The 25,119-nt window shown below is 39.4% G+C and carries 20 protein-coding genes; 11 read left to right on the plus strand and 9 right to left on the minus strand.

The annotated features are described in order from the left end of the window. Positions 1 to 2: 2 nt before the first annotated feature. The gene (locus tag QJ048_RS19135; RefSeq protein ID WP_282336015.1) at positions 3 to 3,092 is read right to left on the minus strand and encodes a SusC/RagA family TonB-linked outer membrane protein; all 3,090 of its coding nucleotides are present in this window, start codon (positions 3,090 to 3,092) and stop codon (positions 3 to 5) included. Between the two features lie 112 nt (positions 3,093 to 3,204). Beyond that, positions 3,205 to 4,245: a FecR family protein gene (locus tag QJ048_RS19140; protein WP_282336016.1), complete on the minus strand. Its 1,041-nt coding sequence runs from the start codon at positions 4,243 to 4,245 to the stop codon at positions 3,205 to 3,207. Between the two features lie 265 nt (positions 4,246 to 4,510). On the opposite strand from QJ048_RS19140, the gene QJ048_RS19145 reads away from it, so the two are divergent. The 3 genes from QJ048_RS19145 to QJ048_RS19155 all read left to right on the plus strand — a co-directional run bounded on the left by QJ048_RS19145 (position 4,511) and on the right by QJ048_RS19155 (position 10,302). After that, on the plus strand, positions 4,511 to 6,718 hold the full coding sequence (locus QJ048_RS19145; RefSeq protein ID WP_282336018.1) for a GH92 family glycosyl hydrolase: 2,208 nt from the start codon (positions 4,511 to 4,513) through the stop codon (positions 6,716 to 6,718). A 289-nt stretch (positions 6,719 to 7,007) separates the two neighbouring features. Next, positions 7,008 to 9,497 carry a beta-mannosidase gene (locus tag QJ048_RS19150; RefSeq protein ID WP_282336019.1) on the plus strand — a complete coding sequence of 830 codons (2,490 nt, stop codon included), beginning with the start codon at positions 7,008 to 7,010 and terminating at the stop codon, positions 9,495 to 9,497. Positions 9,498 to 9,672: 175 nt separating this feature from the next. Continuing rightward, entirely contained in the window at positions 9,673 to 10,302 is a 630-nt protein-coding gene (locus QJ048_RS19155; RefSeq protein ID WP_282336020.1) for an RNA polymerase sigma factor, read from the plus strand. A gap of 83 nt (positions 10,303 to 10,385) precedes the next feature. Here QJ048_RS19155 and QJ048_RS19160 read toward each other — a convergent pair whose 3' ends face one another. The 4 genes from QJ048_RS19160 to QJ048_RS19175 form a co-directional block, all read right to left on the minus strand. Then, positions 10,386 to 11,225, minus strand: coding sequence for a hypothetical protein (locus QJ048_RS19160; RefSeq protein ID WP_282336021.1), 840 nt, complete (start codon positions 11,223 to 11,225; stop codon positions 10,386 to 10,388). 93 nt (positions 11,226 to 11,318) lie between these two features. Then, positions 11,319 to 12,425: a tRNA 2-thiouridine(34) synthase MnmA gene (gene mnmA / locus QJ048_RS19165; RefSeq protein WP_282336022.1), complete on the minus strand. Its 1,107-nt coding sequence runs from the start codon at positions 12,423 to 12,425 to the stop codon at positions 11,319 to 11,321. 84 nt (positions 12,426 to 12,509) lie between these two features. After that, positions 12,510 to 13,508, minus strand: a complete 999-nt coding sequence (locus QJ048_RS19170) for a GSCFA domain-containing protein (protein WP_282336023.1) — start codon at positions 13,506 to 13,508, stop codon at positions 12,510 to 12,512. 197 nt (positions 13,509 to 13,705) lie between these two features. Continuing rightward, a complete protein-coding gene (locus QJ048_RS19175; protein ID WP_282336024.1) occupies positions 13,706 to 14,575 on the minus strand; it encodes a hydroxymethylglutaryl-CoA lyase in 870 nt (289 codons plus the stop codon). Between the two features lie 197 nt (positions 14,576 to 14,772). Here QJ048_RS19175 and QJ048_RS19180 point away from each other — a divergent pair, with 197 nt between their 5' ends. The 3 genes from QJ048_RS19180 to QJ048_RS19190 all read left to right on the plus strand — a co-directional run bounded on the left by QJ048_RS19180 (position 14,773) and on the right by QJ048_RS19190 (position 17,547). Continuing rightward, positions 14,773 to 15,636, plus strand: a complete 864-nt coding sequence (locus tag QJ048_RS19180; RefSeq protein ID WP_282336025.1) for a hypothetical protein — start codon at positions 14,773 to 14,775, stop codon at positions 15,634 to 15,636. A gap of 307 nt (positions 15,637 to 15,943) precedes the next feature. Continuing rightward, on the plus strand, positions 15,944 to 16,516 hold the full coding sequence (locus tag QJ048_RS19185) for an L-threonylcarbamoyladenylate synthase (RefSeq protein WP_282336026.1): 573 nt from the start codon (positions 15,944 to 15,946) through the stop codon (positions 16,514 to 16,516). A gap of 11 nt (positions 16,517 to 16,527) precedes the next feature. Continuing rightward, positions 16,528 to 17,547, plus strand: coding sequence for a glycosyltransferase family 9 protein (locus QJ048_RS19190; RefSeq protein ID WP_282336027.1), 1,020 nt, complete (start codon positions 16,528 to 16,530; stop codon positions 17,545 to 17,547). On the opposite strand, the gene QJ048_RS23495 is transcribed toward QJ048_RS19190, so the two are convergent. Next, positions 17,506 to 17,772, minus strand: coding sequence for a DUF2306 domain-containing protein (locus QJ048_RS23495; protein ID WP_425607794.1), 267 nt, complete (start codon positions 17,770 to 17,772; stop codon positions 17,506 to 17,508). The two genes, QJ048_RS19190 and QJ048_RS23495, sit on opposite strands and share 42 nt — an antisense overlap. A gap of 208 nt (positions 17,773 to 17,980) precedes the next feature. Here QJ048_RS23495 and QJ048_RS19195 point away from each other — a divergent pair, with 208 nt between their 5' ends. From QJ048_RS19195 to QJ048_RS19215, 5 genes are all read left to right on the plus strand, one after another. Next, on the plus strand, positions 17,981 to 19,420 hold the full coding sequence (locus QJ048_RS19195; protein WP_282336028.1) for a CCA tRNA nucleotidyltransferase: 1,440 nt from the start codon (positions 17,981 to 17,983) through the stop codon (positions 19,418 to 19,420). Between the two features lie 157 nt (positions 19,421 to 19,577). Continuing rightward, positions 19,578 to 20,147, plus strand: coding sequence for an IS1096 element passenger TnpR family protein (locus tag QJ048_RS19200; RefSeq protein ID WP_282336029.1), 570 nt, complete (start codon positions 19,578 to 19,580; stop codon positions 20,145 to 20,147). 190 nt (positions 20,148 to 20,337) lie between these two features. Next, entirely contained in the window at positions 20,338 to 21,219 is an 882-nt protein-coding gene (miaA, locus tag QJ048_RS19205) for a tRNA (adenosine(37)-N6)-dimethylallyltransferase MiaA (RefSeq protein WP_282336705.1), read from the plus strand. 16 nt (positions 21,220 to 21,235) lie between these two features. Beyond that, positions 21,236 to 22,096 (plus strand): toxin-antitoxin system YwqK family antitoxin, encoded by an 861-nt coding sequence (locus QJ048_RS19210; RefSeq protein ID WP_282336030.1) that lies wholly within the window; start codon positions 21,236 to 21,238, stop codon positions 22,094 to 22,096. Between the two features lie 250 nt (positions 22,097 to 22,346). Then, complete coding sequence (locus QJ048_RS19215) at positions 22,347 to 23,702, plus strand: GH1 family beta-glucosidase (protein ID WP_282336031.1); 1,356 nt, start codon at positions 22,347 to 22,349, stop codon at positions 23,700 to 23,702. Positions 23,703 to 23,770: 68 nt separating this feature from the next. On the opposite strand, the gene QJ048_RS19220 is transcribed toward QJ048_RS19215, so the two are convergent. Next, on the minus strand, positions 23,771 to 24,421 hold the full coding sequence (locus QJ048_RS19220) for a rhomboid family intramembrane serine protease (RefSeq protein WP_282336032.1): 651 nt from the start codon (positions 24,419 to 24,421) through the stop codon (positions 23,771 to 23,773). A 182-nt stretch (positions 24,422 to 24,603) separates the two neighbouring features. Beyond that, the gene (locus tag QJ048_RS19225; protein WP_282336033.1) at positions 24,604 to 25,077 is read right to left on the minus strand and encodes a 23S rRNA (pseudouridine(1915)-N(3))-methyltransferase RlmH; all 474 of its coding nucleotides are present in this window, start codon (positions 25,075 to 25,077) and stop codon (positions 24,604 to 24,606) included. Between the last annotated feature and the right edge of the window lie 42 nt (positions 25,078 to 25,119).

Consider the following 25,119-nt stretch of genomic DNA (forward strand, 5'->3'; position numbering starts at 1 on the left):
ATTTAAAATTGTGCTTTAATACCAAAACCAAAACTTCTTAAACTTGGCAACATGAAATAATCATAGCCCTGGTAATAAGTGCCGGTAGAAGGTGTTTGCTGCGGATCATATGGAGCTTTGTTATAAATCATCAACAAATTGTTGCCTAAAAGAGAAACAGTAAGTTTAAGCTTATCATTGAATAAATGCTTCGGTAATGTGTAGCTTAATGAAGCCTCTTGCAACCTTATGTTGGTAGCATCATAAGTGTAGAATGCAAGCAACGGATCAAGTCCGCCAACCTGTGAATAGAAAGACTTTGTGTCATAAGGAACACCATTCACTAAAACACCTCCGTTGTTTCTTGCATCTGCAGATGCCTGTGAAACGCCGTATGCATCCAGCATTGCCTGAGTTTGCGATGTTACTATACCCCCTACTCTTGCAAAAAACATCAATCCAAGGCTGAAATTTTTATATCCGATATCATTTCTCCAACCCAGCGTATAATCAGGATTGGTATTTCCCAGTCTTGTATTTTGATTGACCCTCACAAAAGTGCCGTCGCCGGAAATTAAAATATTTCCATTGCCATCTCTTTGTAGAAGCTGAGTAGCATAAATTTCGCCCATTGATTCTCCCTTATAAACCTTTCCCATATTGTTTGTACCGGGAACCACGTAGTTTGTAATAGGAGTGCCTATTTTCCCATCTTCACCAACCGGGTTATCTGCAATTTCAACAACCTTATTACGGTTCAAGCTCAGTGTAAGGCCAGTTGAATATTTAATTACAGCACCTCTGTTATCATAGGTTAATGCTGCTTCAATACCCTTATTCATTACATTACCGGCTTGTATCATATTATAATCATAACCTGATGTGCCTGAAGCTGCGGTAAGGATTAGCTGATTATACGTATTCGATTTGTATACCGTTACGTCAAGGCCAACTTTGTTTCTGAACATTTTCAGATTAAACCCAGCTTCGTAAGAATTTGTTTTTTCAGGCTGGAAAGTAGAAGTTGCCGGATAGCCCACTTTTCCAACCTGCCCTGCACTGATAGGATATGTAACTGTGCCCGGAGTTAAACCAAAGATGGAAATAGGACTACCCACCTGCGCATAGCTGCCACGCACTTTTAAATAAGAAATTGCAGAAGGCAATTTGACCATATCAGATACCACTGCCGATAAACCCAAAGACGGATAAAAGAAATTGTTTTTACTCGTATTAACGAGATGCGAGTTCCAGTCATTTCTGCCGGAAACAGTTAAAAACAAATAGTTCTTATACCCAACTTCAGCAACACCAAACACAGCAGAGTTTGCCCATGCATCATATGGATAGGCACTGTTGATAGAGTTAGAAGTACCCTCAATAGCAGAAGAAGCAGCAACATTAATATTTTGTAAGGCAAACAAATTAGGAATGGTTGCCAGCGGTCCCTGGTATCCTTTAATGGTTGGTTGTACTTTTTGATAACTGCTACCAACACTTACATTGACAGTAAAGTCATCGAACTTTTTGTTGATGGTTGCTATTACGTCGCTATAAAGATTAGATAGTTTATTATTAGCATAAGAATAATATCCTTTTTCTGAAGCTCCGAATACAGCGTCGGTAGATGCGTAGAATTTTTTCTCAGATTCCTGGTAGGTATTGTCTATCCTTCCCCTCGCGGCAATTGTAAACCATGATAATGGCTTATAAGAAATGGCCCCGGTAAACATGTACCTGTTTTTAATATTAGGGAAGAGTAAGCGATTGGTAGTCCAGTATGGATTTTGAAGGCTTAAACCCTGCGTGCCGTAAGGCCAGTATTGCACTGGTATTAAACGCGAGGCATCATACCTTTCATAATATTTCATTGCGTCGAAATCATCACCACGAGGAAATAAATAAGTAGCCAGGATCGGATTAAAATATTGCCCCTGAGATACCATGTTTTGATCTGCCTGATTAACATAAGAAGCGCCTACATCGGTTGTAACTTTGTCATTCAGAAAACTGTTGGTATTGCGAAAAGTAAAATTGTACCTGTTGTACTTGTTATTAGGAACAATACCTTTCGCGTTTAACGCCGCTCCGGAAATAACGGTTTGTGATTTGCCCGAACCAATGCTGGCCGACAAAGAATTTATTTCCTGTAACCCTGTGTTAAAAAAATCTTTGGGATCATACGTTGAAGGAATACCCATTTTATCGCCCCAGCTTTGATAAGCATCAGAGCTTCCGTATGTATTTTGAAACTTGGGCATTACAATAGGATTGTAAAATGTTGTGCTGTTTGAATAGTTTAAACGAACACCATTCCTCTCCCCTTTTTTTGTATTGATCAGGATTACACCCTGTGCCGCCTGGGAACCATACAATGCAGCAGCAGATGGCCCCGTTAATACACTGATGCTTTCAATGTCTTCGGGGTTGAAATCTGCAATACCTTGAGAACCCACAGTGCCACCATAAACGCCTTCTGATTTTCCCTGGTTTACATCAACCAATGGAATACCATCGATAACATAAAAAGCGCCGTTCGTTCCACCAATAGATTTGGTTCCACGTAATACAACTCTCGATGCGCCACCTATACCTGCTGAACTTGAATTTATCTGAATACCGGCAACCCTTCCGTTCAGGCTGTTTACAAGATTAGAATTTTGCACTGTGGTTAAAGCACTTTGGTTTACCTGTTGTACTTCATAGCTCAATGCTTTTGCTTGTCTTTTAATACCCAATGCTGTTACTACAACCTCACTAAGTGAGTTACCAGCAGCCAGTTTCATTCGCATTAAAAGAGTGTTGGCTTCATTGGATGAAAATATCAGACTCACTAAAGAATCCTTAGCGTACCCAATATGTTCAAAGTACAAATTGTACTTCTGTCCCGCCAATACACCCTTTAATTCAAAAGAGCCGGAAGAATCCGAAACAAGAACATTCTTATTTCGTGTTTGCACGTTCAGTACAGTAATGGTTGTACTGCTTAATTCATCACCATTCTCAGCTAATACCTTTCCCGGAACATTTATCCGTTGCTGTGCCAGAATGGCGGCATTACAGCAAAATAGCAATAACACTATTGCTGCCAATCGTTGTTTACATTTTCTCATCCTTGATCTTGATTGATTTAAAAAATTATCCGTTAAGCATTGAAATATTTAAAACTATCCATGCGCAAAACCTATCGCATTTGCGCATGGATGCAGGCAGTACTTTTTCTATTTATTTTCTTTTCAAAAAAATGCTATCATTTCTAATTTCATAATCCAACTTATTCATATCGCATATTGATTTCAGAATAGGCAGTAAAGAATCAGTTGCATATAATTTTCCGGTAAGCACAATGCCTTTGGTTGTATTTTCATCAGCTATAATTTTTACATTATAGCGGGCCTCTAATTGCGAAAGCACATTTTTTAACGCCGCCTGCTTAAACTGCATTCCATCGTTGCTCCACAATACCGCTTTATTATTTTGGGTATCAGTTTTAGACGGCTGTTTCAAGACGGTCGTTGCAGGCGGTTTTTCATTCATAATTTTTACCTCGCCTGTACGCTTGTTTATATAGCATGAAAGGCCAGGCGACAACATAACATTCTTCATTTTAAACGAACTGTCCGTTGACGTCAATACAACTTTCCCATTTTGCAACCGCACCACAACTGTTGGTGCGGAAACGGGACTTTCAACCCAAAAATTTGTTCCTAATGCGGTGGTCTTAATGCCTTTTGCAAATACACTAAATGGTATACTGGGATTTTTATACACTTCAAAACAGGCTTCGCCATCAATTAAAAAAACATCTCTATGATTCTTAAAATCACTATCGAACATTATTTCTGCCGATGGTTTCAATTGCACTTCCGAACTGTCGGGCAGGACAAATTTCATTAATGACGTTGTATTGTTTTTTACCTTTGAAAATTTGGAATTAACCGCGATATCGGTAGTTGTATTCGATATTTTTTGTGGTCGGTTAAACCAAAGAATGCTAATGGCTATCACCCCTATAACAGAAGCGGCTACAGCCAGCTTCTTCATGCTTATTATAAAACCACGACGCGGAGGAAGTACCTTGTTTAAGATTTTTCTTTTTTCTTCGCTGGAAATTAAAGGCAATTCTGCCTTCTCGTCAAAAAGAATAAACTCGTCTAACAACTGAGGATTTTGCAAAAGATAGGCAGCTACACGTTCAGCTTCAATGTAGTCACTCTCATTTGACAAGAATCGTTTAATGGCTTGTATATCTATATCGTTTGGCATCGCTGATAAATAAGTACGTTTTAAAAAACAAAACTACCTGCTCGCAAAAATATTTTCCTGCACTACGCCAAATGACTTGTGTTTACAATATTATTTGGCATCCGCAACATACATGTACGTTTCAAAAGCCAAAACTACCTACTCTCAAAAAGAAATCTTTTTTTCCTGCATTATACCATTTTGAAAGCTGCATGACATCATATTTCTCCTATAACTTAGCTGTACATTCACCAATTCAAATAATTCAATCTTCTTCTTGCTTCTCATGAAAAAAACTATTCTTTACCTGTTTACAGTTTTGTACATTTTACCTGGCTTTGGCCAACCGGCTACACACTACGTCGATCCTTTCATTGGAACTGGTGCACATGGTCACACATATCCCGGGGCAACTGTTCCGTTTGGAATGATTCAGTTGAGCCCCGATAATGGAGAGCAGGGCTGGGATTGGGTGAGCGGTTATCACTATACCAGCTCCACAATAACAGGCTTCAGCCACACACATTTAACAGGAACCGGCATTGGTGATCTGTGTGATATTTCTGTATTGCCGGTGGTAGGCGAGCCGGCAGATACTGCAAAATTATTTTCCGGGTTTTCTCACTCGACCGAAGTTGCAACTCCCGGATATTATAAAGTGCATCTTGATAAATACAATATCAATGCAGAGCTTACAACCGGACTTCGTTACGGAGTGCACCGTTATACATTTCCTGCATCAGACAGGGCAATGATCCGCTTTGATCTTGGTTTCGCTATTAACTGGGATAAACCTACCGACACTTATTTCAAAAAAATAAATGACAGCACTTTTGTAGGTTATCGTTTTTCTACAGGCTGGGCAAAAGACCAGAGAGTATATTTTGCTGTAAGGCTAAACAAACCTGTAAAAGAATTGGTGCTGTTTGGCAACGGACAAATTACCAATACACAGGAAGTAACAGCACAAAAAACAATCGCCTGCCTGATGTTTTCTACGCTACAAAATGAAAAAGTAGAAATGAAAGTGGCATTAAGCTTCGCAAATATTGAAGGGGCGATGAACGAACTTAATCAATGCTCAAAAACTAATTTTGAACGGACACGAGAGGCTGCGCTTGCTATGTGGGAAACAGAATTAAGTAAGGTTAAAGTAACAACGAGCGACGAAAATTTAAAGCGAATATTTTATACTGCACTATACCATGCGTACCAGGCGCCCACTGTATTCAATGATGTGAACGGAAACTACAAAGGTGTGAATGGAAAAGTAGAACATAGTGATAGAACGGTATACAGTACGCACTCACTTTGGGATGTATTTCGTGCCGAGAGTCCATTATTCACAATATTGCAAACAAACAGAGTCTCAGACATTATCAATTCTTATCTGGACTTCTACAAGCAACATGGCCAGTTGCCTGTGTGGGACCTGGCATTCAACGAAACCGATTGTATGACCGGCTATCATGCCATACCCATTGTTGCCGATGCTATTATGAAAAATATTCCCGGCATAGACGTTAATCTTGCTTATGAAGCCATGATGAAGAGTGCAATGCAAAATATTCGCGGCACAGATGTTTACCGGCAATATGGTTATATACCTTACGATAAGGCAGGCACTAGTGTAACATCTACTTATGAATATGCTTATGATGACTGGTGCATAGCACAAGTAGCTAAAAAGCTGGGGAAGACTACGGATTATAATACGTTTATGAAACGTTCACAATCCTGGAAAGAATTGTTTGATGTCAGTATCGGATTTGCACGACCAAAAACCAGTGATGGCAAATGGGTTGAGCCTTTCGATCCGGTTTACTCCGAACATGATTTTGGTAAAGCAGCCTTTACTGAAGGTAACTCATGGCAGCATAGCTGGTTTGTACCACAGGATGTACAGGGACTAATCAACGCATTTGGCGGTGAGGCGAAATTTATAAAAAAGCTGGATTCGTTGTTTATTATTTCTTCTCAAATAACCGGCGAAAACGTATCACCGGATATTAGCGGATTGATAGGACAATATGCGCATGGCAATGAACCCAGCCACCATACCATTTATTTGTATAACTATGCAGGAGCAGCTTATAAAACTGCCGAAAAGGCTGACCAGGTAATGCGGGATTTATATACCAGTAAAGTTGATGGCCTGTGTGGTAATGAAGATTGCGGTCAGATGAGTGCGTGGTATGTATTTAGCTCCTTAGGATTTTATCCGGTAAATGCCGCAAGTGGTAATTATGTATTTGGTCGCCCTATGTTTAATAAAGTAGAATTATCATTATCCTCCGGGAAGAAATTTATTATTGAGGCTAAAAATAATTCTTCAAAGAATAAGTACATACAAAGTGCAACGCTTAACGGCAAACAATACTCTAAAACATATTTTACACATAAGGATATTATAAACGGCGGAAAGCTCGTATTTGTAATGGGTCCGCAACCCAATTATAAATACGGTGCCGAAAAGAAAGACAGGCCTTTTTAAACTTTGAAGCATGTCGTTGAATAAAAGAGCAGTTTTTTTAATGGGCCCGGCAGCAGAATAACTATTAAGCTTTACTTGCGTCGCACTCTTGTACCTTTTGTTCTTTATTCAACACTAATTCAATAGCATTTAGTGTTTCGGGAAGCAAATTTAGTGTAGCATAAAATGAAATGCTAAATAAAGATCCCACAGATGAACGGAGCGTCGCAACAGTCGCTTCATAGAAATACTAAAGCCGATACATAAAAATATTTCCTTGTCACTTTGTGTGAAATAAAACAACTAAGCCATGAAAAAAATATTGCTTGCGTTTTCATTATTGTTAATTACAACAGTTTTGTTTGCTCAATACACCGAGCAACAACTCAATACCAACTGGACATTCAAAAACATAAACCAACAACAATGGTTACCTGCAACAGTTCCAGGCACAGTGCACACAGATCTTTTGAGCAATAAAAAAATAGAAGATCCTTTCTATCGAGATAATGAGCCTAAGCTCCGCTGGATCGAACGTGAGAACTGGGAATACAAAACTACTTTTCCCATAGATGTGGCTACTTTGCAAAAGCAACATATATTATTACAATTTGACGGGCTGGATACCTATGCAGATGTGTATTTGAACGGCAAACTTTTCATGAGTGCCAACAATATGTTTCGTGTATGGAAAGCGGACGCTAAAAACTTTTTGAAAGCATCGGGCAATGAATTGATCATTAAATTCAGATCGGCACAAAACTTTGTAGATTCAACAGAAAATGCAAACTATCCATTGCGATTGCCCGAAAATGACCGTGTATATGCCCGCAAGGCACAGTATCATTTTGGTTGGGACTGGGGCCCAAAATTTACTACATGTGGCATTTGGCGCCCGGTAAAAATTGTTAGCTGGAACGATGTGAAAGTAAACAATATACAGATCACCACTCCTGAAATAACAGCGGCCAATGCAGTAGTCAAGGCCGTTATAAACATTCAAAGCGACGTTGCAAAAACCGTAAACATCAATGCTTCACCGTATATCAATAACCGTTCGGTAACATTACAACAAGGAGAAAATAATATTGAGCTCTCATTTAATATTGCAAAACCTGTACTGTGGTGGAGCAATGGATTGGGCGAACCGCATTTGTATTCTTTAGCATTTACTTTTTCGGATGGCAATAAAGTATTTCAGCAAAAAAATGAAACGTTTGGTGTGCGTACTGTACACCTGATTCAAAAACCGGATGCTGCAGGTAAAAGTTTTTACATAGAACTGAACGGCGTACCTGTGTTCTTAAAGGGAGGCAATTATATTCCACAATCTCCATTCCTTACAGCAAAAAAATATGATGACTATGCGAAGCTGATAAATGATGCAAAAACAGCCAACTTCAATGCATTACGTGTATGGGGCGGCGGCACCTATGAAGAAGATATGTTTTACGATCTGTGTGACAAAAATGGCATCCTGGTATGGCAGGATCTTATGTTCGCCTGCGGTATGTACCCGGCAGATGAGGCGTCACTGAATAATATAAAAACAGAGCTAAAAGAAAATATTGAAAGATTGCGCAACCATCCAAGTATTGCGTTGTGGTGTGGTAACAATGAAAATAAGGAAGGCTGGTTCAACTGGTTCTGGCAGCGTGACTATAAAATATCTGCAACCGATTCGGTGAAATTGTATGATTGGTATCAAACCATATTTGAAAAAACAATTCCTCAAATAATAACGCAATGCGATCCACAACGGGATTACTGGCCTACTTCCCCTTCGTATGGTTGGGAACACAAGGAAAGCCTTACCGAGGGCGATTCGCATTATTGGGGTGTGTGGCACGGACCTGCATATGATTTTGAAATATTTGAAGAAAAAACCGGACGCTTTGTTTCTGAATATGGTATGCAGGGATTTCCTACCTGGAATACTATTGAGCGGTTTGCATTACCTGAGGACTATGATACAACAAGCAATGTAATGCGTGTGCACCAGCGTAACCCACCGGGATATGGAAAGATAAAATCGTACATGAGCCGCTATTATAAAACGCCTAAAAATTTTTATGCCATAGCCTATGTAAGCCAGGTATTACAGCAATATGGCATTGGTAAAAGCACAGAAATTCATCGCCGCAAAATGCCTTATTGCATGGGTACATTTTATTGGCAGCTGAACGATTGCTGGCCGGTAGTATCATGGAGCAGCATTGATGGATCGGGCAACTGGAAAGCGCTGCACTACCAACTTGCAAAGAATTATGCACCGTTTTTAATTACAGTAAAGGATAACAATCAACCTCCATCCATTTACATTGTGTCAGATAAACTTACTGAAACAAAAGCAGTATTATCGTATACAGTAACAGACTTTAGCGGTAAGGTGCTGATGCCTAAAAAGCAACAGAACGTGGTAGTGAGTAAAAACAGTAGCAAGTCCTATATAGATTTCAGTAACAAAGATTTTGCACGTATTGATACAGCTAACGCTGTAATGCAAATTGAATTGAAAAACGGTAATGAAGTACTGGCTACCCAAAATTATTATTTTACCCGCCCTAAAAATCTTGCGCTACCTCCGGTCACAATACGTGTGAAGATGATTGACAGTACTACGCTGGAAGTGACTGCTGATAAGCTGGCTAAAAATGTCTGGTTATCTGTAAAGGCAAAAAACGCCCACTTTTCTGATAACTTTTTCGATCTTATGCCGGGAACTGCTAAGCGGATTACGGTAAGTGAAGCTGTGACAGAAAGAGAGGTGCAGACTTACTCATTGGCGGATTCGTATTAAAATAAAGATGCCGTTTGTAATTTTCAACATAATTAAAGTTGCAGACGGCATCCAATCTTTTTTTACATTTGAAATTTATTTTATGTAGAAGAAATACATTTCCAACTACTATCAGGCAAATGGACGAAATAACCGGAACCAACAAGCGAAGCTGAAATTACTTTGAATCAGGAAAGTGCCTTTTTCAGCTTTTAATAAGTCTCCATTAACGCAATCTTTCTTGCCTGAAACACTACTTTTACAATTAACACATTTACTATTTGGAAAAAAATGCCGGGAAATGTCAGGGGTAACATTGCTTGATGAACATATTTTACAAGACCTATTTAACAGGTATTTTGATAATATCTATGCCAATTTTTTATCAAAAACCAAAAGGCATGATATTGCCAGCGATTTAACGCAGGCTACCTTTGTTAAATTCTGGAATTATCGCTCCTCTTATTCACCGGAAATTTCTGTAGAAGCTCAGCTATATCAAAAGGCAAAACAGGTTTTTATTGACTGGCTCAGAAGAGAAGCCCACCAAAGAAAGCTTATTAAAGAGATAGAAAACGATACAGAAAGAAATGAGTCCTCCAGGCTGGAGCTTACCGATCTGTTAAAAAAAGCGATAGAACAACTTCCTCCAATCAGAAAAAAAATCTTTCTATTATCGTATGTGGAGGGGTTTTCTAACAAGGAGATTGCATCGCTACAAAAAATTTCAATACGAACTGTAGAGGGGCACGTTCAAAAAGCATTATATCAATTACGCAAATCATTGACTTGGCATTTAGTACTTTTGGCAGCCTTTATAGTTTAAAGCACTAAATAGCAGCTCTTGCCACTACTCATCTGCAAGGACTCCACAGAATTTATCCTTAGATACTGTAGTTTCGATAAATTCTAATTATGATCAATTAATTGCAGCTGAATTCCGAAGCCAACATAATAACCGCCTGGATTTGTTGGACTGGCAGGCTGGTGTTCCCATAGCTCTAGCTTTTTATAAATCAATCCTATGTTTTTCGCATATTTCTCTGCAGAATAAGCTCTGGTGGCAAAGTCGTTTACGTTTGTAGGTGTTTGATTGTCAGCGAGCAGGTTGGTGGAGGCGTCTTCCTGGCTTACAGTCAGCACATTCGTGTATGTCTTGCCGTTTATTGTATCATTTTTCCCTACTCCTGTATAAGTGAAATCCCAATCTCCCATTCCGCCATCTACCGTAAAATTGTATCTGGCAGCGTCAGGACTTGCTTCTGAATACGGAAAGGCAGGAAGATAACTATTTCCTTTCCACGTTAAATTCACCGCGATAGGAAGCTTGAGCGATTGATATTTAAAGTTGTATAAATCGACAGTTTCAAGCGTCTCTCTTGTCGGGACCATATAATATTCGCCCATAGTTTTCCAATCATTATCGTTTATGCTTGACGACGGACGTATGTAACGGATCAATCGATATGCAATTCTGTTGAGATTATCTGTTAAAGAATCGTCAACCACATCTTTTAACTGGTACTGTGTCTGAACCTTTTGAGAATTGTAATAATTAGTAGAATCCAACAAATAGATCCAGTATTTGCCTTTTGCCAAAGGCATGTATTCTCTCAGTTGATCGCTCTTGTAATTGTCGGTTTTTGAACATGCTGCGAAAACCATTGTTATACAAGCAATTACAATCAGCCACTGAACGCGGCTGCTTATACTGAACTTATTTGTTTCCTGGAACGATTGATTGATCACTGCAATTGGTTTAAAATAATACTTCTATAGATGCAAGAAAATAAAAACCGGTTGTATAACCGGTTTCTGAACGTTTTAAATATAGAAATATTGTTAAAGAATTGTGCTCCTTTGAATAATGCCTCCACCGATAACATCATCGCCTTCGTAAAAAACGGCGCTCTGCCCGGGCGCAATGCCCTTGGCGTTTTCGTAAAAGCGTACGGCTATGCCGTTGTTATCGTTATTGTAAAGATTGCTAAGGCTTCCTTTGTCCTTGTAACGGATCTTTGTAGTTGCTTCCATTCCATCTGTAACCGCATCATATTTCATCCAGTTGATCCGGGCAACATTCATCTCGGGTCTTTCAAGATCAACTTCATCACCCAAAACAACTGTATTGGTTTCGGGACGTATTTCTGTTACAAAAACAGGCTTTCCGAGCGCAATATCAAGTCCCTTACGCTGGCCGATTGTATAAAAAGGATAACCTTTATGTTTTCCAAGTATTTTACCTGATTTATCTACGAAAAAACCACCGGCAACTTTTTCTTCCAATCCTTCTACTTTCTTTTTCAGAAAGTTGCGGTAATCATTGTCGGGCACAAAACATATTTCGTAGCTCTCAGCCTTTTTTGCCAGCTCAGGGTAACCGAAATCTGCCGCCATTTGGCGAATTTCCGTTTTGCGGTACTTTCCTAAGGGCAATAATGTACGGCCCAAAAGATCCTGTTGCAATCCCCAAAGCACATAGCTCTGGTCCTTAAGTTCATCCAGGCCTTTACTCACGTAATATCTGCCATTGCTGTGCTGGTGAATATTTCCGTAGTGCCCGGTCGCAATGAATTCACAATCAAGTGCATCGGCCCTCTTTAGCAAGGCGCGCCATTTGATGTGCGTGTTACACATCACACATGGATTGGGCGTGCGGCCCGCCATATATTCTTCCACAAAGTTGTCGATTACAAAATCGCCGAACTCTTCACGTATATCCAGTATAAAATGCGGAAAACCATGCTGTACGGCGGCCATTCGTGCATCATTGAAGCTGTCGAGATTGCAACAGCCCGTTTCTTTTTTTGAGGCACCGCTGGTGGCATAGTCCCACGTTTTCATGGTAATGCCTACCACTTCATACCCTTCCTGGTTGAGCATCAGAGCCGTAACGGTACTATCAATACCGCCACTCATTGCAACCAGGACTTTTCCTTTGCGGCTCATAATTAATTTTTAAAATATTTGCAAAGATACACATCATTCCATTTATCGAAGAATATCTATAGATCGCCAACAATCATGGAAATGTCATTTTGTGAGGGATGTCTCAGTATCCCCCCGGAAATACTCCATTTCCTCACTCAAATCCAAAAAGGGATGTTGAGCGCTTAGTTTTTGAGCCTTTTCAAAATGTGTTCTTAGAAATTGCTGATGTGCATTTGTTGCAGGCTGCATTGATCGATGTTTGCGGGCAATCGCTATTTGGCGAATCTCTTTCATTAGCTCCTTTGACGCATCGGAAAAATAATATTGTGCAAATTTCTCAAACACAAATTCCGTGGCCGGATAATTCGGATGCACCATATCAACGTCATAAAAACGATAATCACGCAGCACATCAATTACCAATTCATACGCAGGAAAATAATGCAAACGGTCAAACTTATTAACCATGTGATGAACAGCCTCAAGTAGTCTGGCTTTGCTTCTGTTATTCTCCACCACGCCATCACGGATATGCCTAACCGGACTAATGGTAAAAATGATCTTTAATTTCTTGTTGAAGTGAAACAATCTATGCATCGTAGTATCCAGCGATGTAACTGTTTCTTCAATTGAAAGTAAATGTTTGCGGAAAGTTTGCGCCGGAGCACGATGACAGTTCGCGACTGAATCATTGTTTTCAACCAATCTATATGAAAAAGAAGAGCCCAGAGTAATGATCAACCAATCTGCTTTTTTCAAAAATTCATGAGCCTTTTGTTGCGAAGCGTTAATTTGTGCTAAAACATTTTGCTGATCCATTCCGGAAAAACGTGAATGATGTTGCCAGCTTTGCCACAGTTCATTCAGATAAAAAAGATCGTCTGCAGTATATTTTTTGTTTTCAATGTAACTCACAAGACTTCTGCAAACACTAACAGGATCAAATAATATACCGTTGGAATTTTGTAAAGTATTAAACTTCAACTCCTCAAGTCTGTTGCCAATATGCTCAGTAAAGCAGGAGCCCATGAGCATTATATTTTCTCCATATTGCACAGGAACATCCGGAGACTTGATGTTTATATCGAGCATGAAATTCATCCGACGGAAAAATTAAAAATTTAAAAGACAAAAGTAAAACGAATTAATAATTAATAATTGATAATTAATATTGCACCTCTCAAAAGCGCTGATCACTCCTCCCTTCTCATTACATCAAAAGCGCTGACTTTAACGGAGTCACAATTCCTCAATAGTGCAGCCCTATTAATTATTCTTTATTAATTATTAATTATTAATTAATAAAACACGCTGTCTGCCAATACCAGACTCTTTTGCAGCGCTTCTTTGTCAATACCTGTAGTAATCTTTTTGTTTTCGAGATAGTTGATGATCCACTCCATATCCATATTTCCTACCAAATTATCATTTGCCATTGGGCAACCACCAATACCTTTTAAAGCTCCATCAATGCGATAGCAACCGGCGCTTAAAGCTGCTTCCAGTTTTTTTGTTCTGTTAAGTGAAGTGGAGTGCAAATGAATGCCTACTTCGTATTCAGGCAACATCTTTATTACGTAGAATGTTAAATCGCTTACTTGTTGAGCAGTTGCAACTCCCACGGTATCAGCGAGGGAGATAATTTTAATTCCTAATGGTGTCAGTTTGTTTATCCATTCAACCACAATGTCTTTGTTGTACTCATCTCCATAAGGGTTTCCAAACGCCATTGAAATATACACCACCAATTCCTTACCGCTGTTTACACAAATCTCCTGCAATTGTTTTACTGTCTCGAAAGAATCTTCTATAGAACGATTGGTATTACGCATTTGAAATGTAGGAGAAATGGAAAAGGGAAACCCAAGATAGTTGATAGCATCAAAAGCTGTTGCATCTTGCGCCCCGCGTACATTTGCTACGATAGCTAACAACTTTGTCTTTGAGCTGCCAATATCAATTTTCGTTACCACCTCCTTTGCATCTGCCATTTGAGGAATAGCTTTAGCTGAAACAAAGCTTGTAAAATCAAGTGTATCGAATCCTACTTTTAAAAGACTGTTGATGTATTCAACTTTTGTTGAAGTTGGAATAAAATTTTTCCAGCCTTGCATAGCATCACGAGGGCACTCTATCAATTTTATTTTTCTAATATCGGTTTGTTCCACTTTATGCTTTTGAAAATTGTTCTCTGTTGTTTAATTTTTGACCAGATGAAAATACAAAATTCTCTGAAACTGCGGCAGTAAGCCCATCTTCAATAAAAAGTTTCCACACAGGCAACCCATTTCTCTCATTCGTCGTATTCATTGTTAGTTACCCGCGAAAGCATCCAATCAATTTTACCATTAAAAATTATCTTTCAATGAAACAAGTATTTCACTATGCCACCGGCATTTCTGCAGTTTTGTGTATGGCAATGTTGTTTGCATCATGCTCAAAGGACAACAACAATAACAATACTAACAACACCCGCAAGCCTTCTGTCCAAATTATTGACAACCCGCGTTTTGGAAAAATCCTCGCCGATAGTAATGGTCGGACACTGTATGTCTTTGCACCGGATGTTAAAGGAACTTCTGTGTGTACAGGCAGTTGCCTTGTTACATGGCCACTTCTCTATATAAAAGACCCATCTGTTTCTCAAGGCATTGGCCATAACGACATTGAAGATATTGACCGCACAGATGGGCAGGAACAACTCACTTACAAAGGCTGGCCCCTATACTACAATGTAAACGACACCAAGGAAGGCGATGTTAATGGCGATGGTTTTAATGGCGTTTGGTTCGTAGCAAAACCCGACTACACGCTGATGATTGCCAGAGCGCAACTTGTAGGCAACGATAATAAAAATTATAAACACGATTATACAGAAGGAACGGAGAATACAGTCTATATCGTAGATAGCATGGGCCGTACGCTCTATGCTTTTACACCGGACAAATTCAATAAAAACAATTACACGGCAGCTGATTTTAGCAACGACCCCACGTGGCCAATATTCCAGGTTTCATCTGTTCAAAGTTTGCCATCTATACTATCAAAAGCAGATTTCGGATCCATTACGGTGTTTGGTAAAAAACAACTCACATTTAAAGGATGGCCATTATATTACTTTGGCCCCGATGGAGCGAATAGCAGAGGTATAAACAAAGGCGTAAGTGTTCCTTCGCCTGGTATTTGGCCAATTACAAACACAACTACGGCAACGGCGCCGCCACAATAATTTATTAGCCCGAATTCCAGTATTCATTAGCCCTGTCCATTTAAAGGCTGAGCAGCTGATCAAGTGATCGGCTGCTCTTTTTTTGCAAGATAAGGAACACAGATTTTCATGATTGTCATGATTTACTATGATTTGAAATTCGAGATTTGAAAATTTGAGATTGAGGACTGGAGCTCCTATTTTTACTAACATACCCGAAGGGATAACTCCGACCGAGACGGCAATTTCAAATCTCAAATTTCAAAGCAAAAATCCTTCACATCATAACAATCATGAAAATCTGCGTTCCTTCTCTATCTTTGCCCGGATGGAAAATTTCGATGCCGATATAGAAAAATGTCTTGACGTGCTGAGATCGGGGGGAACAATTTTGTATCCCACTGATACAGTGTGGGGGCTTGGCTGCGATGCTACAGATGCAGCTGCAGTAGATAAAATATTCGAGGTAAAACAACGACCTGCTTCTTCAAGCATGATCATTCTGCTGGCTGATGAACGCGACATACTCAAATATGTTGCCGGCATTGACTTGCAGGTTTTCGATTATTTGAATAGTGTCACAAAACCTACCACGGTAATTTACCAAGGCGCCATTGGACTTGCAGATAATGTGATCAACAAAGATGGCAGCATTGGTATACGATTGGTGAAAGATGATTTTTGTAAACACCTTATCAAGCGCTTTCGCAAACCTATCGTTTCGACTTCTGCGAATATTTCCGGACAGCCCACGCCGGCGAAGTTTGCAGATATTGATGAGAGCATAAAAAACAATGTTGACTATGTAGTAAAATATAGACAACATGAAATTGCTGAAGCTGCTGCATCTGCCATTGTAAAATGGAACGGAGTGAACGACATTACCATTATAAGAAAATAAAAAGACGAACATTGCCGCAACAATTCTTAGTTATACAAACCGCTTTTATTGGAGATGTAGTTTTAGCAACCGGAATTATTGAAAAACTGCATGCCTATTTTCCTGATGCGTCAATCGATTTTTTGGTAAGAAAGGGAAATGAAGGTTTGCTGAAAGGCCATCCATTCATACGAGAAACCTTGGTTTGGAACAAGAAGGAAGGAAAACTGCGCAACCTGAAAAAAATGTTACACATCATCCAGTCAAAAAAATATGACAAGGTCATAAATGTTCAGCGCTATGCTGCAACCGGCATTCTCACTGCGTTTTCAGGCGCCAAAGAAAAAATCGGTTACGATAAAAACCCACTGAGTTTTTTATTTACTACTAAGGTTAAACATATTTTCAGCGATGCACAACATCCCATTCATGAGATAGATCGCTGCAATGATTTGATAAAACATTTCACAGACGATAAAGTTTTTAAGCCAAGACTTTATCCAACTGCAGAAGACGAAAATGCGGTGGCACAATACAAGAAAGGCGAATACATTTGCGTAGCGCCAGCTTCTGTGTGGTTCACAAAACAGTACCCGGCAGTAAAATGGATAAGTTTCCTACAAAAAATTCCAAAGCATATTCACGTATATCTTTTGGGAGCGCCTTCTGATAAAGGGTTGTGCGAAGAAATCATTAATGGCTGTCCGTCTGTAAAAATCACCGACTTAAGCGGCAAACTAAGTTTTCTTCAATCAGCGGCGTTGATGAAAGGTTCGATAATGAACTATGTAAACGATTCTGCACCTATGCATTTTGCTTCTTCTGTGAATGCGCCTGTTGCTGCAGTCTATTGCTCCACGGTTCCATATTTTGGTTTCGGGCCGCTTTCAGACAAAAAAACAATCATAGAAGTTGAGGAAAAACTTACCTGCCGTCCTTGTGGCATACACGGCTACAAAGCTTGTCCGCTAAAGCATTTTAAATGCGCAATGGAAATAAAGGATGAGCAGTTACTTAGAGAGTTGAAAATTAATAACCTTTCTTCTTATTAACCATTCAGCAAACGCAATATTTAGCACCCAGCCCATCCATGCCACGATCATGTAAACATCCATAGGTCGAGGATGAAATAATGCCACCAACAGGTATTTCCAGGCACGTAAAGTAATTGCAGACAGCGTTAAGGCATAGCTTCGTATCATAAAGCGTTCATGCGCTTTGAAATCTTTTTGTTTTGCCGTTAAAAACGCTTTCGTTGTAAAATATATCCAAAGCACTGCTCAAATCAATCGAAAAATATGCCAGCGACAACTACGACGACTTTGGAAGATAGCTGCGCCGCAATTTTCAAAATATTTCACCTGATAAAGCCTCGGATATGACGTCTGGGGCTTTTCTATTTTATACTGCCCGCCCTATTACTATTACTTACAACCAAAACTCAAGATTCAAAACTCACAACCTTCAATTATCTTTGTCCCATCTATGTATATCAATTGCTCAGAAAAAGAATTATTTGTTTTTAAAAAAATTGCACATGCCGCTAAGGACCTGCAAACGCCTTGCTATATCATTGGCGGCTTTGTGAGGGATAAAATTATCGGCAGAAAAACAAAGGATGCTGACATTGTTTGCGTAGGTGACGGCATTGATCTTGCACATAAAGTATCGGAGAGATTCAACCCTAAGCCACAGGTGGCTTTCTTCAAAACTTATGGCACCGCACAAATCAAGCTCGATAATTTTGAGGTAGAATTTGTTGGTGCCCGAAAGGAAAGCTACAAATACCACAGCCGCAATCCTGATGTTCAACCCGGTACTTTAAAGGACGATCAGGACCGAAGGGATTTTACCATTAATGCACTGGCTATAAGCTTGAATGATGAAGACTACGGTGAGATAATTGATCCGTTCAATGGATTGAGAGATCTCCAAAATAAGATCATCAAAACGCCGCTCAATCCTGATGCTACTTTTAGTGATGATCCATTGCGCATGATGCGTGCCATTCGTTTTGCTTCTCAATTAAATTTTCAAATTGCGGAAGAAACGCTACAGGGCATTAAAAACAATGTTGAGCGAATTCGCATAATTACACAGGAGCGCATAACAGAAGAGCTCAATAAAATTCTGGCGAGCAACAAACCATCCATTGGTTTTGATTTGCTTTATCAAACAGGATTGCTGCATATTATCTTTCCCCAAATGGTGGATCTTGCTGGCGCCGAATATATTGATGGCAAAGGTCATAAAGATAATTTTTACCACACATTACAAGTAGTTGATAATATCAGCCATAATACAAATGATTTATGGTTGCGCTGGGCAGCAGTTCTACACGACATTGCCAAGCCTGCAACAAAGAAATTTGAACAAGGGCACGGCTGGACGTTTCATGGCCACGAAGTTGTAGGTGGAAGAATGGTGCCGAAAATTTTCACCAAATTAAAACTGCCGCAAAACGAAAAGATGCGTTTTGTCCGCAAGATGGTGGAACTGCATTTGAGGCCTATCAGTTTAACAAAAGAAAACATCACGGACTCCGCTATCCGACGTTTATTATTTGATGCAGGAGATGACATTGATTCATTGATGACACTATGTGAGGCGGATATCACATCCAAGAATAAGCACAAAGTAAAGCGCTATCTTGATAATTTCGAATTGGTTCGCAACCGATTACAATGGGTAGAAGAAAACGACAGGATCCGCAACTGGCAACCACCTATTACGGGTGAAATAATTATGGAAACCTTCAATTTACGTCCCGGTCGCGAAGTAGGCATTATTAAAGATGCAATAAAAGATGCTATTTTGGATGGAGAAATTGAAAACACTTACGATGCGGCACATTCTTTTATGATAAAAAAAGCTGGCGAGATAGGCATAACGCTGAATGCAGAACGTGGAACGCAAAATGCTTAATGCAAGAGAACAGACTTCAAACATTTGGCACCAAGCATTCAGCGTTATACGTTAGGCATTAAGCGTTCGACATTTAGCATTTAGCTTTTCACTATTTTGTTTTATTTTGGGCGGGCAAACGAACGATTTATTGATATTGAATTAATTTTTAGAAATCATGGCTGTTTTAAAATTCAGGATCTATTTCGAAGAAGATGATAGTATTTACAGAGACGTTGTAGTGAAGCACAAACAAACTTTTTTGGAGCTTCACCAGGTGATATTAAAAGCCTATGAATTTGACAGTAAACACCAGGCTACTTTTTATCGCAGCAATGATCACTGGCAAAGAGGAAGAGAAATTTCTCTGGAAAAATATAATAAGCCTTACAAAGCGGAGCCATTACTGATGGATACTACTATAATTGGCACCGAGATTTTTGATCCTAATCAAAAATTCGTTTATGTATACGATTTTGCAAAGAACTGGACGTTCCTTGTTGAGTTGATCAATGTTTCGAAGGAAGAAAACGCGAAGCTCACCTACCCGGTTGTTATCAGAACTGAAGGCATTGGGCCATCTCAATACGGCACTAAAGGAATCGGCAGCGATAAACTAACCGAGATCGAAGAAAAATATGATCTTACCAAAGGCGCTGAAGGTTTTGGCGAGGAAGGTGAAGACGATGATGACAAAGACTCCAATGAAGAAGAAGAAGAAAGCACCGAAGAAAATGAGGATTTCTAGAGGAGCTGCTTCGCGTCTCAAGTTACCGCTAAGACACAGAGGATACACTAAGTTTCGCTAAGAAATTCTCTTAAAGAAACTTAGTGGCCAAACCTCTACCAAACAAAGAATTAGACATCCGACTGGTTTCTAACTCCTAATTCCTAATTTCTAATTCCTAATTTCTATTCTACCTCACACAGTCATCGTAATCGTTGGGCCCACGGCTGTCGGAAAAACTTCTTTGGCTATTCAGCTGGCAAAAAAGTTTGACACATCCATTATTTCTGCCGATTCTCGCCAATGTTTTAAAGAAATGAATATTGGCGTAGCAAAACCAACACAGAAACAATTAGAAGAGGTAAAACACTATTTTATTAACTCCCACTCGATCCATGATGAAGTAAATGCCGCCGTTTTTGAAAAATATGCTCTCGCCAAAGCAGAGGAGATATTTATTACAAAAAACACTACTATAATGGTAGGTGGTACCGGGTTGTATGTGAAGGCATTTTGCGAAGGCATGGATAACATTCCAGCAATTTCTCCTGATGTAAGAGAAGAAATCGTACAATCATTTGAGCAAAAAGGACTTGAATGGTTGCAAAGCGAAGTAAAAGAAAAAGATCCCGAATACTTCGCGACCGGCGAGCTATACAATCCGCAGCGCCTTATGCGTGCGCTGGAAGTGGTGCTATCTACCGGAAGATCCATAAGAAGCTTTCAATCAAACATAAAAAAAGAAAGGCCGTTTAAAATTGTTAAGATTGGTTTGCAATTACCTCGTGAAATTCTCTATAATCAAATCAATACACGTGTGGATGAAATGATTAGTGAAGGATTGCTTGAGGAAGCCTCAGCATTATTTTCACAAAGAAATTTGAACGCTTTGCAAACTGTTGGCTACTCTGAGTTGTTTGACTATATGGAAAGAAAAATAACATTAGAAAAAGCGGTCGAACTGATAAAGCAAAACACAAGACACTACGCGAAAAGACAAATTACCTGGTTTTCCAGAGACGCAGCTATTCAATGGTTTGCACCCACAAACATCAGCAACATAGAAGATTACGTGTCCAATATCCCGCGATAACAAAAGCAGGCCATATATGAAACACATTACTTACACTTGTGTAATGCTGTTTTGCATTACACGGTGTGTTGCCAACCATTCAACGATTGCAAAGTCTGATACTTCTACGCAGCCTCACTCAGAATTGATCAGACAAGTTAAAAGCATGACTGTATTTCAGGATGAAATTGCAGATGGTCGTCGTTATATAATCAATGAAATTGCAATCGCCGAAAGCAATGCTAATATTCGCTTCCACGGTCATTTTAAAAATCGCAAACTAAACGGCACCTGGAACAGTTGGTACGATTCAGGCATTATTTGTGATTCAGGAAGTTTTAAAAACAATATTCCCGATGGTGTATGGAAAGTGTGGTATGCAAATGGCAACTTGCGTTACGTAAGAACTTACAACGCCTTCCGCTACAGCATGGTAATAAACGAATTTGCGAAAAAAGATGGCAAACAGATTATCTATCCATTAACTACACTTGCAAAACAGGACATGCCGGCGGCATTCAAACAACTTACCTCTTACTATTCATTCAATATATCCGGCAATCTTTCGGAAAGAATTTTTCTTCTGGAGCTGGTGCAACAAAACACAACTTCATCTTCTTACAAACCTCCATTTTTTTCATGCCTTCAACACGGCCTGTACATGAATTATTTTGAAAACGGAACCGTACAGGATTCTGGCTATTACAATAACGGTATGCGCAATGGCGTGTGGTTATTAACAGTTGAAGAAAATGGCAGAAGATTGAAATCTGTTGGCAATTATGATAACGGCGTGAAAACAAGAGAATGGAAATGGTATGATGCAAATGGCAGTCTGGTGCGGCTTAGCATCTACAACAAACGTGGTAAATTAATGTTTGAAAAAGAGTATAAATGAGAGCACGAAGATGACGCTGATTTAGCAGATTTTCACTGATTATTTTTTGTAATTCTTACAGCAAAATTTTATTGAAAATTCATCAAATTTAATTAGGGCCATACTGGCCTAAAAATACCCCGTGCAAATCTGCTAAATCAGCGTCATCTGCGTGCCATGTACGGAAAAACATAACAATATGTTCACACATCTTTCGTACATTGTTCCTTACGATTTTATGATAACGTAAAATCAAAACCTTAGTGAAGACGTGACTACAAGTATACTACCTTTCCGCTTAAAAGATTTTGGAGATAACTTTATTTGGGGCGTGGCAATGGCCGCTGCTCAAAATGAAGGCGCCTATAATGAAGATGGTCGTGGCCCTTCCATTTGGGATAATTTTTCGCGCCGGCAAGGGAAGATCAAAGGCGCTGCAAAGCCTTATGTAGCCTGCGACTTCTATCATCGCTATAAGGATGATCTCATATTGGCAAAAGCGCTAGGTTTTAAAGCCTTTCGTTTTTCCATTTCATGGTCAAGGATATTTCCCGAAGGCACCGGCAAACCAAATAAAGAAGGCGTTGCATTTTATCATAAAGTAATTGATGAATGCCTTAAGCTGGATATGGACCCGTTTGTAACGCTGTACCACTGGGACCTCCCTGCTGCATTGGAGAAAGAAGGAGGATGGACAAGTCATCACATGAACAAATGGTTCAATCGTTACGCGACTTTTTGTGCAACTGAATATGGGGATAAAGTAAAAAAATGGATCGTGTTAAATGAACCTTTTGGATTCACCATGCTGGGTTATATGATCGGCAAACATGCTCCGGGCAAAACAGGCGTCAATAACTTTCTGAAAGCTGTTCACCACGCTGCCATGGCTCAGGCAGAGGGCGGACGCATTTTACGCAGTGAGATTTCCAAAGCATATATCGGCACTACTTTTTCATGTTCGCAGGTTATTCCATTTAGCGATTCAAAAGAAGACAAAGCTGCTGCACTAAAAACAGATATTCTGCTTAACCGGTTATTCATAGAACCATTGCTTGGCAAAGGTTATCCGAAAGATGATTTTGCATTGCTGGAAAAATTAGAGATGCAAAACACTGCATGGAAATATACTGACAAACTCAGGTTTGACATGGATTTCATCGGATTGCAGAATTACTTTCCGGTGGTTGTAAAACACAATCCATTCATTCCAATTGTTAACGCATCTGAAGTAAAAGCGACCACACGCAAGGTTCCGCACACAGCGATGGGTTGGGAAATAAATGCAAATGGTTTTTACAATATCATTAAACAGTTTTGGAAATATGGCGCCATTAAAGAGATAATTATTTCAGAAAATGGTGCTGCCTTTAACGATGTTGTTAAAGATGGAGCGATTGCAGATCAACAACGTATAGACTATTTCCAAAGCCATTTACAAGCTGTGCTTAAAGCAAAAAAAGAAGGCATTAATGTAAAGGGCTATATGGCATGGACCTTAATGGATAACTTCGAATGGGCAGAAGGCTACAATGCAAGATTCGGCTTGATACATGTAGATTTCAAAACACAATTACGCACGATAAAAGATTCGGGGTATTGGTTCAGAGATCTGTTGACGCAGTAGAGTTGTTAGTTGATAGTTGTCAGCGGTCGCCAACTGAAGAACCATTTCTAACAACTACCAACGCCCTATTATCTATTCAGCACCTCATCCAAAAACGACTTCATTACATCGAAATTTGAAAATGCCTTGGCTGCTATAATGGTAAACAGAATTCCGAAAATCGCGCCGCTTATGTGAGCGCGGTGACCGATATTATCGCCCCCTCTTTTCCCGAGCCAAATTGAAATGGCAATGAAAATAACACCGAATATATAGCCCGGTATGCGAACAGGTATAAAGAACATTGATATTGGCAACTTGGGCTCCAGCATAATTCCTGCAAATATCACCGCACACACCGCTCCGGAAGCACCCAATGCACGATAGCTAGAATAATTTTTGTAGTAAAAAAAATCTGGAATCGCAGAAACGATAAGTCCCATTACATACAGCAATATGTACATGGTAGCTGCAGAATGTCCAAATAAATGACTTTGCGTAAAAAGATATTTCTCTACATAGGTACCAAATGAGTACAATGAAAGCATATTAAACCCCAGGTGAATAAAGTCTCCATGAACAAATCCATATGTGAGAAAACGATAGTATTGCCGCCTGTCCTCAACTTCAGAGGGCCAGAAGAGTAGATCATTTTTTAGTCGCTCGTTACCGAACGCCATGAATGACACAATACAGGTTACGACGATGATGATGGTTGTTATGCTAAAAGTTGTTAACATGGGTTGTAAAAAAAAGTAAAAATAAAAGGTAAAAATGCCCGTATATGCGAAGATGCAATTCAGGACATTTTCACTAAAACTATTAAAAAAGGTAAGAAGTAAAAAGTAAAAATTCAAACGCGGCACCAAAGCAGAATACGGCTGGCCCTTTTACTTTTTAATTTTGACTTTTGACTTCTCGGCTATACATGATGATACTTCTCATTTCGCAAAATCGTACATGCTCTGTACACCTGCTCTGCCAAAATTAATCTTACCAATTGATGGGGGAATACAAGTTGAGAAAGCGACCATTTATAATTGGCACGTTTCGAAACCGCTTCATCTACGCCAAATGCGCCGCCAATTAAAAAGATCACATTTTTTGTGCTTTCATTTGCCCGTTGCTGTACAAACTCTGCAAGTTTTTCCGACGTGAATGATTTACCTCTTTCATCAAGCAGTACGAGGTAATCATCTTTTTGCAGCATATTCAGGATTACTTCGCCTTCTTTTCTTTTTAAGTCGACCTCAGAAAGTGTGGCTGCATTTTTTTGAGGAGGTAGGATTGTCCAGTCGGAAGGAAAATAATTGTTGATGCGCTTCGTAAAATCTTCCACACCCATTTTTACGTAAGCTTCGTGTGATTTTCCTATAGACCAGAGTTGGAGTTTCATAATTCAATTTGAAAATTTGAAAATGTGGTAATTTGAAAATGA

Origin of the sequence: Pinibacter soli (assembly GCF_029961145.1) — a bacterium.
In the GTDB taxonomy this organism is placed as follows: domain Bacteria; phylum Bacteroidota; class Bacteroidia; order Chitinophagales; family Chitinophagaceae; genus Pinibacter; species Pinibacter soli.

What these genes read in the sequence shown, in the direction of transcription:
- QJ048_RS19135 (WP_282336015.1), bottom strand. Translation starts at nt 3,092, where the DNA reads ATGAGAAAATGTAAACAACGATTGGCAGCAATAGTGTTATTGCTATTT.
- QJ048_RS19140 (WP_282336016.1), bottom strand. Translation starts at nt 4,245, where the DNA reads ATGCCAAACGATATAGATATACAAGCCATTAAACGATTCTTGTCAAAT.
- QJ048_RS19145 (WP_282336018.1), top strand. Translation starts at nt 4,511, where the DNA reads ATGAAAAAAACTATTCTTTACCTGTTTACAGTTTTGTACATTTTACCT.
- QJ048_RS19150 (WP_282336019.1), top strand. Translation starts at nt 7,008, where the DNA reads ATGAAAAAAATATTGCTTGCGTTTTCATTATTGTTAATTACAACAGTT.
- mnmA (WP_282336022.1), bottom strand. Translation starts at nt 12,425, where the DNA reads ATGAGCCGCAAAGGAAAAGTCCTGGTTGCAATGAGTGGCGGTATTGAT.
- QJ048_RS19170 (WP_282336023.1), bottom strand. Translation starts at nt 13,508, where the DNA reads ATGAATTTCATGCTCGATATAAACATCAAGTCTCCGGATGTTCCTGTG.
- QJ048_RS19180 (WP_282336025.1), top strand. Translation starts at nt 14,773, where the DNA reads ATGAAACAAGTATTTCACTATGCCACCGGCATTTCTGCAGTTTTGTGT.
- QJ048_RS19185 (WP_282336026.1), top strand. Translation starts at nt 15,944, where the DNA reads ATGGAAAATTTCGATGCCGATATAGAAAAATGTCTTGACGTGCTGAGA.
- QJ048_RS19195 (WP_282336028.1), top strand. Translation starts at nt 17,981, where the DNA reads ATGTATATCAATTGCTCAGAAAAAGAATTATTTGTTTTTAAAAAAATT.
- QJ048_RS19200 (WP_282336029.1), top strand. Translation starts at nt 19,578, where the DNA reads ATGGCTGTTTTAAAATTCAGGATCTATTTCGAAGAAGATGATAGTATT.
- QJ048_RS19210 (WP_282336030.1), top strand. Translation starts at nt 21,236, where the DNA reads ATGAAACACATTACTTACACTTGTGTAATGCTGTTTTGCATTACACGG.
- QJ048_RS19220 (WP_282336032.1), bottom strand. Translation starts at nt 24,421, where the DNA reads ATGTTAACAACTTTTAGCATAACAACCATCATCATCGTCGTAACCTGT.
- QJ048_RS19225 (WP_282336033.1), bottom strand. Translation starts at nt 25,077, where the DNA reads ATGAAACTCCAACTCTGGTCTATAGGAAAATCACACGAAGCTTACGTA.